11 protein-coding genes and 1 pseudogene are annotated in these 12,098 nt (G+C 72.0%); 6 read left to right on the forward strand and 6 right to left on the reverse strand.

The annotated features are described in order from the left end of the window. The first annotated feature begins 33 nt into the window (after window positions 1-33). Window positions 34-567 carry an RloB family protein gene (locus SXIM_RS08995; protein WP_030735601.1) on the forward strand — a complete coding sequence of 178 codons (534 nt, stop codon included), beginning with the start codon at window positions 34-36 and terminating at the stop codon, window positions 565-567. A gap of 88 nt (window positions 568-655) precedes the next feature. Then, complete coding sequence (locus tag SXIM_RS09000; RefSeq protein ID WP_030735604.1) at window positions 656-1,042, forward strand: hypothetical protein; 387 nt, start codon at window positions 656-658, stop codon at window positions 1,040-1,042. On the opposite strand, the gene SXIM_RS09005 is transcribed toward SXIM_RS09000, so the two are convergent. Beyond that, the gene (locus SXIM_RS09005; protein WP_158708058.1) at window positions 1,012-2,013 is read right to left on the reverse strand and encodes an LCP family protein; all 1,002 of its coding nucleotides are present in this window, start codon (window positions 2,011-2,013) and stop codon (window positions 1,012-1,014) included. The genes SXIM_RS09000 and SXIM_RS09005 overlap by 31 nt on opposite strands. Window positions 2,014-2,094: 81 nt before the next feature. On the opposite strand from SXIM_RS09005, the gene SXIM_RS09010 reads away from it, so the two are divergent. Then, the gene (locus SXIM_RS09010) at window positions 2,095-3,120 is read left to right on the forward strand and encodes a glycosyltransferase family 2 protein (protein ID WP_267881000.1); all 1,026 of its coding nucleotides are present in this window, start codon (window positions 2,095-2,097) and stop codon (window positions 3,118-3,120) included. Here SXIM_RS09010 and SXIM_RS09015 read toward each other — a convergent pair. The 4 genes and pseudogenes from SXIM_RS09015 to SXIM_RS09030 all read right to left on the reverse strand — a co-directional run bounded on the left by SXIM_RS09015 (window position 3,108) and on the right by SXIM_RS09030 (window position 7,762). Next, entirely contained in the window at window positions 3,108-4,790 is a 1,683-nt protein-coding gene (locus tag SXIM_RS09015; protein ID WP_246156860.1) for an LCP family protein, read from the reverse strand. The two genes, SXIM_RS09010 and SXIM_RS09015, sit on opposite strands and share 13 nt — an antisense overlap. Next, window positions 4,780-6,632 (reverse strand): annotated as a pseudogene (locus SXIM_RS09020) (LCP family protein). Before SXIM_RS09020 ends, SXIM_RS09015 begins: the two are co-directional and overlap by 11 nt. A gap of 116 nt (window positions 6,633-6,748) precedes the next feature. After that, entirely contained in the window at window positions 6,749-6,967 is a 219-nt protein-coding gene (locus SXIM_RS09025; RefSeq protein ID WP_030735633.1) for a hypothetical protein, read from the reverse strand. A gap of 39 nt (window positions 6,968-7,006) precedes the next feature. Beyond that, window positions 7,007-7,762, reverse strand: a complete 756-nt coding sequence (locus tag SXIM_RS09030) for a TIGR03089 family protein (RefSeq protein WP_030735636.1) — start codon at window positions 7,760-7,762, stop codon at window positions 7,007-7,009. A gap of 128 nt (window positions 7,763-7,890) precedes the next feature. Here SXIM_RS09030 and SXIM_RS09035 point away from each other — a divergent pair, with 128 nt between their 5' ends. Both SXIM_RS09035 and SXIM_RS09040 read left to right on the forward strand, forming a co-directional pair. Beyond that, window positions 7,891-9,156: a peptidoglycan recognition protein family protein gene (locus SXIM_RS09035; protein WP_046725544.1), complete on the forward strand. Its 1,266-nt coding sequence runs from the start codon at window positions 7,891-7,893 to the stop codon at window positions 9,154-9,156. A gap of 44 nt (window positions 9,157-9,200) precedes the next feature. Next, window positions 9,201-10,127 (forward strand): DNA-3-methyladenine glycosylase family protein, encoded by a 927-nt coding sequence (locus SXIM_RS09040; RefSeq protein WP_046723567.1) that lies wholly within the window; start codon window positions 9,201-9,203, stop codon window positions 10,125-10,127. A 66-nt stretch (window positions 10,128-10,193) separates the two neighbouring features. On the opposite strand, the gene SXIM_RS09045 is transcribed toward SXIM_RS09040, so the two are convergent. Beyond that, complete coding sequence (locus SXIM_RS09045; protein ID WP_030735644.1) at window positions 10,194-10,721, reverse strand: acyl-CoA thioesterase; 528 nt, start codon at window positions 10,719-10,721, stop codon at window positions 10,194-10,196. A gap of 99 nt (window positions 10,722-10,820) precedes the next feature. Here SXIM_RS09045 and SXIM_RS09050 point away from each other — a divergent pair, with 99 nt between their 5' ends. After that, window positions 10,821-12,092: an LCP family protein gene (locus SXIM_RS09050; RefSeq protein WP_030735646.1), complete on the forward strand. Its 1,272-nt coding sequence runs from the start codon at window positions 10,821-10,823 to the stop codon at window positions 12,090-12,092. Window positions 12,093-12,098: the final 6 nt, after the last annotated feature.

Raw genomic sequence — 12,098 nt, forward strand, 5'->3', positions numbered from 1 at the left:
GGCCGTGGGCGGGAACCCAGAGAACGCATCCTGGTGTTCTGCGACTCCGATGTCACGGAACGGGACTACCTGCGGGCGCTGGTGGGGCATGTCGCGAACCCCGCTGTCACGGTCAGGATCAGGAACAAGCCCTGCTCGCCCTCTCAGTTAGTTGCCCATGCCGCCAGCTTCCGGGACAAGGCCCCGGAGGACTTCGACCAGGTTTGGTGCGTCTTCGATGTCGACGATTACAGCGACATCCACCAGGCCGTGAAGAAGGCCGGTGACCTGGGGATCAAGCTGGCCGTCTCCAACCCCTGCTTCGAGTTGTGGCTGCTGCTGCACCACACCCCGCACACCGCCCACATCATGGGGTACCGGCAGCTTGTCCCTCTGCTCACCAAGCACGTCCCGGCCTACGACAAAGCCAGGATCAACTTCCCCCGCGACTTCGGGCCTAGCTGGGCGAGGGCGGTGGAGCGTGCACGGGGGCTTGCGACATCCGGTCAGGAGTACGCGGTGAATCCGTCCACCGGTGTCTGGGCGCTGGTGGAGATCATCGGGGGCGGCAGTGACCGGCGGAGGTGAGTTCTTCTGCTGGGTCGACTTCTTCGTCCCCAGGCCGCCGGCTCCCCTGCCGCCGCGGGGTAAGCGGCGGGGCCTGGGATGGAGGCCGTTGTTCGCTGTACTGGTGATCATCGACGGGCTGGAGCTGATCCTCGAACTGCTCGTCGAGGGCCTGAAGCGCCTCGCCGTGGCGGCCTGGCGGCCCGTGCGGGGGCAGGTGTGGAGCGGTGGCTGGGAGAGCGAGGCGGGCCGTTTCGTCGTCGCGGTCCGGGAATCGTCCCGGCGGGCGGTGCTGACACCGGTGGCCGGCGGGGTGCGGTGGCGCCGGCCGGACCAGGTCGTGTCCGACGCCGTGCCGCTCGCATGCTCGGTGCGCCGGCGGCGCGGGCGCCGCGTGGAGATCGGGTTCGGGGACGGGTCGTGGGTGACGGTGTGGATGCGGTCGTTGCCCGCCGCTGAGCGGTTTCATTCGCAGAGTGTGTCGTTCGCCGGCTGAGTCGGGTGGGTTGTCGCCGCCGTGGGGGTTTTCGGGATGGGGAGGGGGAGGTCCTTCTTCAGGGTGGTGAACAGGGCTGCCGCCTCGCGTTCGTTCCACAGGACCGTGGAGCCCAGGTCGGGGTGGGTGTGGTCGCGGTCGGCGACGGGGACCGAGGCGTAGTCGATCGTCGTGCGGTTCGGGCCGGCGAGGATCTCGGCCAGGTCGAGCATCTCCTGGGCGCCGAAGCCGGAGTCCGCGCGGACGGAGGTCAGCAGGGCCTCGGCGGTGGCCGGGATGCGGGCGGGGGTGGCCAGGGCCTTGGTGGCCAGTGCGGCCAGCAGGCGCTGCTGGCGTTGCATGCGGCCGAAGTCGGCCGTGGGGTCGACGGTGCGGGCGCGGGCGTACTGGAGGGCCTCGCCGCCGGTGAGGGTGGAGGTGCCGGCGGGGAGGTCGAGGCCGGATTTCTCGTCCTGGAGGGGGCGCGGGGTGCAGACCTCGACGCCGCCGACCGCGTCGACCGCGCGCATGAAGCTGACGAAGTTCACTTCGAGGTAGTGGTCGATCCGCAGGTCGGTGAGGTTCTCGACGGCGCTCACCATGAGTTCCGGACCGCCTTGGGAGAGGGCGGCGTTCAGCTTGGCGGGTTCGGGGAGGGCGGTCAGGGTGTCGCGCGGGAGGCTGACGATGGAGGCGCGGTCCCCCGTGGCGGAGAGGTGGACCAGCATGATGCTGTCCGCGCAGTGGCAGCCCTCGCCGCCCAGGTGGTAGGCGCGCCGTTCCTCGTCGGTCAGGCCGTCGCGGGTGTCGGTGCCGATGACCAGGAGGTTCAGCCCGGGGTCGCCGTCCGGGCGGTCCTGGTCGCGGAGGCCGGCGAAGGGGTCGACGCGTTCGACGCCGTTCTCCACCTTGCTGACCACGGCGTGACCGACCCCGCTGATGGTCAGCAGCAGGGCGGCGAGGGTGGCGGCGATCCGGAACCTCACAGACATGGCAGCCAAAGGTATTTCCAGATGATCTACATACTGGGGCGGCGCGCTGCCGCGTCCCCCGTTCGCGGTAACGTGAGCCGGGTGACCAGCACCCCGCCCCCCGCCGTGTCCGTCATCATGCCGGTGCTCAACGAGGAACGGCATCTGCGCAGTTCCGTCCAGCACATCCTGGCCCAGGAGTATGCCGGTGAGCTCGAGGTCGTCATCGCCCTCGGCCCCAGCGCCGACGACACCGACCGGATCGCCCAGGAACTCGTCGCCGAGGACGCGCGGGTCAAGACCGTCGCCAACCCCACCGGGCGGACCCCGGCCGGGCTGAACGCCGCCATCAGGGCGTCCCGGCACCCGGTCGTCGTGCGGGTCGACGGGCACGGGATGCTCTCCCCCGACTACATCGCCACCGCTGTGCGCCTCCTGGAGGAGACCGGCGCGGCCAACGTCGGCGGCATCATGCACGCCGAGGGCGAGAACGACTGGGAGCGGGCCGTCGCCTGCGCCATGACCTCGAAGATCGGCGTCGGCAACGCCGCCTTCCACACCGGCGGGCAGGCCGGCGAGGCCGAGACCGTGTACCTGGGCGTCTTCCGACGCGAGGTGCTGGAGGCCCAGGGCGGCTACAACGAGGAGTTCATCCGGGCCCAGGACTGGGAGCTGAACTTCCGCATCCGGCAGGCCGGCGGGATGATCTGGTTCTCCCCCGAGCTGCTGGTCTCCTACCGGCCCCGGCCCAGCGTCCGGGCGCTCGCCAAGCAGTATCTGCACTACGGCCGCTGGCGGCACGTGGTCGCCCGCTACCACGCCGGGTCGATCAACCCGCGCTACCTCGCCCCGCCCACCGCCCTGGTCGCCATCGCGGCCGGGATCGTCGTCGGCGCGGTGCTCACCCCTTGGGCCTTCGTGGTGCCGGCCGGCTACCTGGCCGCGATCACCCTCGGCTCGATCCCGGCCGGCAAGGGCACCTCGGCCGGGGTGCGGCTACGGATCCCGGTGGCGCTGGCGACCATGCACATGTCGTGGGGCTGGGGCTTCCTCACCAGCCCTCGCAAGCTGGCCCGCCGGGTCAAGGCCAGCAGCGTCGAGCGGCAGGCCGGCGCTCACCAGATGTGAAGCGGGTTGACCGTCATGCAGGCGTTCTCGTCCTTGCCGGTCACCGCCTCGTCCTCCCGCAGGATCTCCTCGGGGACGTCGTCCCGTTCACGGTCCCCGGCGTCCCCGGCCCCGGCCTCCTCAGCGTCCGCGTCGGGCTCCTCCTGCGGTGCCGCGTACAGCGTGCCCTCGCGCCAGTCCGCGCCGATCGTCAGGACCAGCACCGTCGTGCCCTCGCTCTCGCGCACGGCGCTCGCCGGCAGGCCCAGGGCCTCCGCCACCGCCCGCGCGTCCGCCAGCCGCTGCGGGTCCCCGGCCGGGTAGCCGAGCGTCGTCGCGTCCTGGGTGACCCAGGTGTCGTCCGCGTACGCCTGGGTGTAGCCCTCCCCGTACAGCGCGCCCGCGACCTGTGAGGCGCGCCCGGGGACCGGGCCGATGGCGGCGGTGCCCGTGCCGTTGCGCACGGCCACCGCGATCTCCTCCGCGGGGGCCGGGTCCGGCGCCTCGGCGGCCAGCCGCTCCGCCTCCGCCTCCTCGGCCGCGCGCAGCCCCTCGGCGTCGTCCAGGGCCACATCGTTGCGGATCGCCGAGAAGATCCGCTCGGCGCGCTCGGCGTCCGGGATGACATGGGCGGCGGGGCGCTGCGGGTCGGGCAGCCACGGCATGGTCACCATCGTCATCGCGTCGCTCGGCACGTTCTTCACGTCCTCGCCCAGGTCGTACAGCGCCTCGACGCTGCCCAGGCCCGGGTCCACGGTGAGCGCGTCGGTGGCGGCCTCGGCCAGGTCCATCAGCTGTACGGGGTCCGTCAGCTTCGTGCCCTGCTGCAACTCGGTGGCCATCGCCGTGAAGTACATCTGCTGGGCCTTGGTGCGGCCGATGTCGCTGCCGTCCTCGAAGCCGTGCCGGGTGCGCAGCCACTGGAGCGCCTGCTCGCCCTTGACCTCGGTGGTGCCGGCCTCCAGGTGCAGGCCCGAGTCCTCGTCGTGCACGTTGTCGGCCACGCACACCGGTACGCCGCCCACCGCGTCGGCCAGGGAGACCGCCCCGGCGAACTCGACCATCATGAAGTGGTCGATGGGGATGCCGGTCAGCTCCTCCCAGGTGGCCACGGTGCAGCCGGGGCCGCCGTGCTGGATGGAGGTGTTGATGGTGCGTTCGGTCTCCGGGTAGACCGTGCCGTCCTTGGGGTCGGTGCACTCGGGGATGGTGACGCGGGTGTCGCGCGGGATGCTGAGCGCCGAGATGTGGCCGCGGTCGGCCGAGACGTGGATGAGCATCTGGGTGTCGGCCAGGCCGGGGCGGTCCGCGTTGTCGCGGGCGCCCCCCAGTTCGGCGTTGGCCTGCGAGCCGCGGCTGTCGGAGCCGAGCAGCAGGATGTTGATCGGGGTCTGGCCCTCGGCGTTGGGGGTGGCGCGGGGCAGCGGGGGTTTGCTGCCCAGGTTCAGCTCCTCCTTGGTGAGGTTGCTGTTGAGGTGCCGGAGGTAGAGGTAGCCGGCGCCCGCGGTGCCCAGGACGGCGACCGCCAGGCCGCCGGCCGTCCAGCGCAGCACGCGCACCCAGCGGCGGCGCCCCGGCGGGCGGGACGGGCCGGGTATCTCTCCCGGTTCCTCGTCCCCGCCGGCCGTCGCGCTGTCCTCGGTTGCCGCCGCCGCGTCGGGTGCGTCGGGTGTATCGGATTTATGAGGCACAGATGCTCTCGTCGTCAGCGGTGATGGTGTCGACATCGGCCGGCTTCTCGGCCTTGACCTCGATCGGGATCCCCACACCCTGGAAGTCGTCGCCGAGGGTGAGGACCATCGGGGTGTCCCCGGCGTCCGCCGAGCCCTCCTTGAGCGCCTTCTTGGGCAGCCCCATCAGATCCGCGAGGGTCACGGCCTGTCCCGCCTGGTCGGGGCCGTACTCCAGGGTGGTGGTCTCCTGCGAGTCGGCGTTGGAGGCGTTGGTGGACAGCAGCACCCCGTGGGTGTTCTGCAGCCAGTTGACGGTGTCCTGGGCGGCGCCGATCACGTTGCCGCCGTTGTAGACATCCACGCGGACCTCGGAGGCGGGGGCCGGTTCGGCCTTCTCCTCGTCCTCCTTGTCGCCGTTCTTCTCCTCGTCGCCGCTGTCGGTCAGCGACAGGTCCTCCTGGAGCATCCGGAACAGCGGCTCGGCCTTGCCGCTGTCGAGCACGACGGTCGCCTTGGCGTCCTCCGGCTCGTCGGGGTTGTCCACGACCGGGAGGGTGACGAAGGAGATGTCCTTGACCGGGACCTTGCCCAGTTCCTGGGCGATGTCGTTCAGCTTGTCGATGCTGCCGATGCCGGTGTCCACGGTCAGCGCCTTGGTGGCGGTGTCGGCCAGGCCCCACAGCTTGGTGGGCTCCTTGAGGGTGCCGACCATCTCGCGGGCCAGCGAGCCGAGGAACTGCTGCTGGAGCTTGATCCGGCTCAGGTCGCTGCTCTGGCCCACGCCGTAACGGGTACGGACGAAGCCCAGCGCGTCCTCACCCTGGAGGCGGTGGGTGCCGGCCTCCATGTGGAAGTGCGACTTGTCGTCGCTGATGTCCTTGGCGAGGAGACCTCGACGCCGCCGACCGCCGTGGACAGGTCCTTCACGGCGTTGAAGTCGGCCATCATGAAGTGGTTGATCTCGACGCCGGTGATCTCCTCGACCGTGCGCCACACACAGCCCGGGTCGCGGCCGTCCACGCCGAGGCTGTAGTTGAAGCGGGTCTGCGCGGTGCCCGGGATGGTCACGGTCTCGCCGTCCCGCTTGACCTCGCAGTCCGGGATGTCGGTGATGAGGTCCCGGGGGATGCTCAGCCCGGTGGCGTGGGTGCGGTCCTGGGAGAAGTGCAGGAGTATGACGGTGTCGGCGCGGCCTTCGTCGCCCGAGTTGCCGTAGTCCTCGTTGCCGGCCCCGGTGCGCTTGTCGGTGCCGATGAACAGGACGTTGACCGGCGCGTCCTTCTGGAACGGGTTGTCCGCGCCGACGACGTCGACCTTGTCGATGTTGCCGTTGAGCCGTTGGTAGGCGTAGAAGGCGGTGGCGCAGCCGACGACGAGCAGCAGTGCCAGCCCGCCGCCTATCCACATCAGGGCTTTCTTGCCCTTGCCCTTCTTCTTGGCCTGGGCCTTGCGGCGGTCGGCGCGGCTGCCGGTGGGGCCGGCGGCGGACCCGGAGCGCGTGGTGGCGCTCTCCTTGCGGCGGCCGCCGGAGCGCTGGGCGGGTACGGCGCGCTCGGCCGAACCGGCGCCCGTGCCCGAACCGGAGGCCGCGCCCGGGCCCGAACCCGCGCCCGGACCGCTGCCGGTGCCCCGGCTGGTGTCCTCCCGGGGGGAAGACGGCGCGCGACGCTGGTGTGGCGGAGCGTTACGGGGGGTAGGTCTGTCACCGGAAGCCGGGGAGTGTGCCCCGGAGCGCGGTCTGCCGGGCCGCCCGGTGGTGTCCCCGGGCAGCCTGAGTTCGTAGTTACCGGTGTCCGGGTTCAACACCCACTGGTCTGCGGGATCGATATCGCCCGCGCCCCCACGTCCCTGCGCGTCCACGTAACCGTGCGCCCTCCGTGTGCCGACTGAGAAGTCAGACGGCACACATTAGCCGCACGGTTCCGCGGGTCCGCACGGCGGTGACGTATTCCACCCGGGCCCGGCGAGGAGAATATTTAGATACTTCCGTTTTTCTGGTCCTTCGTCGGCAGCGAGGACGCGTAGATCAAGCCGTGGTGCAGGGCGTATCCGGTGCCGGCGACCGCCAGGACGACGGCCGCCACGGTCACCGCCAGCCGCCGCGCCCAGCGGGTGGCGCCGGGGTGGGTGCGGGCGGGGGCCGGGGTGCTTTCCTCGTACGGCCGGTGGCGCGTGGCCTGTCGGGGCAACCTCATGGTGCTGATCCTGCGGGCCCGCCGCCCGGGCGGCCACTGTCAGTCGGCGAAGTGGGTGACGCCCTCGCTCGTCCGGCGGGCGGCGAGCGCCGCCTCCTCCAGCCGGTCCGCGCCGGGAGCCAGCACCACCGAGGCGCCGGCCGCCAGCGGTGCGAACAGCCCCGCGGACAGCCCCTCCCAGGTGTCGTAGCCGCGCAGGGACAGCAGCCGGGCACCGGCGGACAGGCCGAGGTCGCCGGCGTCCTCGCGGGCGGCGGCCAGCACTTCGGCGCCGGTCATCTCCTGGCCCTCGACCACCAGCACCGGGTCCTCGGGCCCCGGCGGGTCGAAGGAGGTGAAGGCGTCGCCCTGCCCGGGGATGAGCAACGCGTGGTCCTGGAAGCCGTCCGGCGGACCGGCGGGGAAGCGGGCACCGAGCGGGTGCAGGCTGACCGCGATGCGCTCACCGCGACAGGCACGGGCCTCCTCGATCCGGTCGGGGCCGGCGACGACGGCATCGGCGTCCTCGGGGTCGCCGTCGATGTCGGCGACGACTCCGGTGGCGGCGCACGCCAGCAGCCAGGCGGCGGTCTGCCAGTGTGCGGGCAGCAGCAGGGCGAGGCGCTGCCCGCGCTCGACGACGAGGTCGTCCTGGAGGGCGTTGGCCATCTTCGCCACCCAATTGGCGAGGGTGGTCGCGGAGAGTTCCACGCGGGCACCGAGGGTGTCGTCGTAGTACGTCACCAGGGGACGTCCCGCGTCCGCGGCCAGGGCGGAACGCAGCAGGTCGGCGGGGGTGTGTTCGGAAGAGTTCATCACCGCCACAGTACGCCGGGCGGGTTGCCGCCGCAGGGGGCCCGGGCGAGGGGCGGCGCGGCTCCTTGCTTACGGAGCGTCAGATTACGAATGGACAGTTTTGAACCACTATGTCCACGATCTTTGTCATGCGTGCATTCATTGCTTCCACCATCGGTGTCACCTGTGCTGCCGCACTCGCCGTCCCGCTCGTTGTGCCCCTGGGCACCGGGAGTGCCGTCGCCGCGTCCGCCCCGCGTACGGCCGCCACCACCACGGAGGCGAGCGGCATTCAGTCGCTGCCGCTCGAACCGCTCGCTCCCGCGGCCCGTTCGGCGGACGGCGGCGGGGAGGTGGGGCTGCCGGCCCGGGAGACCGAACCGTTCTCGCTGCTCGGCGTCGTGTGGGCGGACGCAGCCGAGGAGTTGCACGGCGAGGCCGAGGTGCGCACCCGCGCCCTGGACGGCGAGTGGTCCGGATGGCAGCCGCTGGAGACCCACACCGACCACGCCCCGGACCGGAACACCGCGGAGGCGGCGGCCGGCGCGCTGCGCGGCGGCACGGCGCCGCTGTGGGTGGGCGCCTCGGACGCCGTCGAGGTGCGGGTGTGGCCCGAGGACGGCACGGCGCCGGTGACCGGGCTCCCCGAGGGACTGAGCCTGGAACTCATCGACCCGGACACCGGCGTGGACGCCGCGGTCGCCGTCGACGCCGCCGGCACCAGCGTGGCCACCGCCGACCGGGGCGCCACACCCGCCACGGGTGTCTCGGGCGTCTCGGGCGACGGAGCACAGTCCGCCCCCGCCGCGTACCCGGGGCCGCGCCCGCCGATCACCACCCGGGCCGGCTGGGGCGCCGACGAGAGCCTGCGCGAGAGCGCCTTCGCCTACACCGACATGGTGAAGACGGTCTTCGTGCACCACACCGCGGGCGGCAACAACTACTCCTGTGCGGAGGCCCCCGCCATCATCCGCGGCATCTACCGGTACCACGTGCAGTCCCAGGGCTGGCGGGACGTCGGCTACAACTTCTTCGTGGACAAGTGCGGCACCATCTACGAGGGCCGGGCCGGCGGCGTGGACCGGGCCGTGCAGGGCGCGCACACCGCCGGGTTCAACCACAACAGCATGGGCGTGGCCCTGCTGGGCAGCCACGGCTCCAGCGCCCCCACCAAGGAGGCCCTGAACGCGGTCTCCCAGCTGTCGGCCTGGAAGCTGGGCCTGTCCGGCATCAACCCCAAGAGCTCCCGCAACCGCACCTCGATGGGCGGCGGCCTCTACGCGAAGGGCGTCACGGTGAAGATGGCCAACATCTCGGGCCACCGCGACGGCTTCGCCACCGAGTGCCCCGGTGAGCAGCTGTACGCGCAGCTGCCCGCCATCCGTTCCACCGCGGCCGGGTTCCAGGGCCGCTGACCGCCTCGGGCACCGGGCCGGCCACCGGCTAGCCTGGCCGGAACATGACCGAACGCCCTCTCGAAGAACACTGGACCCCACCCGGGTCCCAGCCGTACGACCTGCGCCGCAGCATCGGAGTGCTGCGGCGCGGGCCGTACGACCCCGCGTTCGGCAGCGACCCCGACGGCACGCTGTGGCGGGCGACCCGCACCCCGCGGGGACCGGCCACGCTGCGGCTGCGCCAGGACCACGCGCCGGACCGCACCGTGCGCGCCGCCGCCTGGGGGCCGGGCGCCGCCTGGGTGCTGGAACGGCTGCCGGCCCTGCTGGGCGGCGAGGACGACCCGTCCGGCTTCGTCCCCCGGCACCGGGTGGTGGCCGAGTCCTGGCGCCGCAACCAGGGTCTGCGGCTGATCCGTACCGGCCAGGTCATGGAGGTCCTGGTGCCCTGCGTGCTGGAGCAGCGGGTCACCACCGAGGACGCGCACCGTTCGTGGCGGCTGCTGCTGCGCCGGTTCGGCGAACCGGCCCCGGGGGCGCCGCAGCTGTACGTGCCGCCGGACGCGCGCACCCTGGTCCGCGTCCCGTCGTGGGAGTGGCACCGGGCGGGGGTGGACGGCAAGCGGTCGGCGGCGATCGTCCGGGCGGCCCGCGTGGCGCGCCGGATGGAGGAGGCGGCGGCGATGGACCTGCCGGCGGCCGTCGCCCGGCTGTGCGCGATCGACGGCATCGGCCCCTGGACGGCGGCCGAGACGCTGCAGCGCAGCAACGGCGCGCCGGACGCGGTGACGGTCGGGGATCTGCATCTGCCCGGCCTGATCGGCTACGCGCTCACCGGGGAGCGGGGCGCGGACGACGCCCGGATGCTGGAGTTGCTGGAGCCGTACGCCGGGCAGCGCCACCGGGCGGCCCGGCTGATCCTGCTGTCGGGGGTCGCCCCGGCCCGGCGCGCCCCGCGCCAGCGGCACGCGCGGATCGCCCGGCTGTGAGCCGGCGACCGCTGCGGCGCCTCCGCGATGACGAGCGGAGAGCGGTGACAAACGTCACCGTCCGGTTCACGCGCCGCGCGACTCCTTGATGGCCCGCCGCCTGGCCAGCCGGTGGCTGCGGCGGATCTGCGCCTCCTGGTGACGGCGGCGGTCCTCGTCGTTCTCGGGCACGACCGGGGGGACGGGGCGGGGCTTTCCGTTGTCGTCGACGGCGGCGAAGACGAGGTAGGCGGTGCCGACCCGGGTGGCGGGGGTGGACTCGTTCCAGCGCTCGGCCATGACCTTGACACCGATCTCCATGGAGGAGCGGCCCGTCCAGTTGCACTGGGCGTGTACATGCACCAAGTCGCCGACCTTCACGGGCTCCAGAAACACCATCTCGTCCATCGAGGCGGTGACGGCGGGGCCGCCGGAGTGCCGTCCCGCGACGGCGCCCGCGGCGTCGTCGACGAGCTTCATGATGACTCCCCCGTGCACGGTTCCCATCAGATTGGTGTCGTTCTGGGTCATGATGTGCGACAGGGTGGTGCGCGAGGCACCGGTGGGCTTGCCGGGAAGATCGTTCTCCGGGCGGGAAATGACGGGATCTGTCATAAGACCAGCGTAAGGCGGGGAATCCTTGTGCATCAGCTCTGCCACAAGTGACCGGGGCCACTCCCCAGCGGCCCTGGCCTCGGGGGACACTGCTGAGTTATGAGCGACTGGCCCCAGGGATGGACGGACGACGATCAGCCGCGCGCGGACCGCTACGGGCGGGGCAGCGGCGGCGGCCCCGAGGGCGCCCGGGTGATGCCGCACGTACGGCGGCCCGCGCCCGGCGGCACACCCCAGGGGCCCCCGCAGCCGAGAGGCGGCGGCCATGACGCGTACGACGACGGCTACAGCGAGGGGCAGGTCTACCGGGGCTCGGGGCAGGGCGGCCCGCGCCATCCCGGTCCGCCGCCGGCCGCGCGGGGCCCGTACGACGGCGACGGGCCGCCGCGGCGGCCCGTCCGCTGGGGACGGCGGATAGGGTACTCGGCGCTCGCGCTGGTGCTGGTGCTGCTGGTGATCGCGACCGGCACCTACTTCTGGGCGAACAGCAAGCTCAACCGTGAGGTGGACCTCGCCTCCGTCGAGGACCGGCCGGACAGCGGCAAGGGCACCAACTATCTGATCGTGGGCTCGGACAGCCGCGAGGGGCTGAGCGACGAGCAGAAGAACGATCTGTCCACCGGCTCGGCCGAGGGCAAGCGCACGGACACCATGATCCTGCTGCACGTCGGCGACAACGGCTCCACGATGATCTCGCTGCCGCGTGACTCGTGGGTGACGATCCCGGAGTTCACCGGCTCGGTGTCCGGCAACCGCATCCCGGCCCAGCAGCAGAAGCTCAACGCCGCCTTCTCCATCGAGGGCCCCGAGCTGCTGGTGCGGACAGTGGAGTACAACACCGGGGTGCGCATCGACCACTACGTGGAGGTCGGCTTCGGCGGTTTCGCCAATGTGGTGGACGCGCTGGGCGGGGTCGAGATGTGCTTCGACAAGGCCATCCAGGACAAGAACAGCGGCGCCGACTTCGCCGAGGGCTGCCAGACGCTGAACGGCGCCGAGTCGCTGGCGTTCAACCGGCAGCGGTACCAGGAGGCCGAGGGCGACCTGGGCCGTACCAAGAACCAGCAGAAGTTCCTGGGCGCGCTGGCCGGCCAGACCGGCTCCCCGGCCACCGTGCTGAACCCGTTCAAGCTGTACCCGACGCTGAGCGCCACCACGGACGCGCTGATCGTCGACAAGGACATGAGCCTGTGGCAGCTGGGCCGGATGTTCCTGGCGATGCGCGGCGCCGAGCAGATGAACATCCCGGTCGCCAACCCGGGTTACGCCACCGACAAGGGCTCGGCGGTGCTGTGGGACATGGATCAGACCGAACTGCTGATGAGCCAGATCATCAACGACGAGAAGGTCACCGTCGGCGTGAAGGACTGAGCGGAC

It is taken from the genome of Streptomyces xiamenensis (assembly GCF_000993785.3).
GTDB lineage: Bacteria > Actinomycetota > Actinomycetes > Streptomycetales > Streptomycetaceae > Streptomyces > Streptomyces xiamenensis.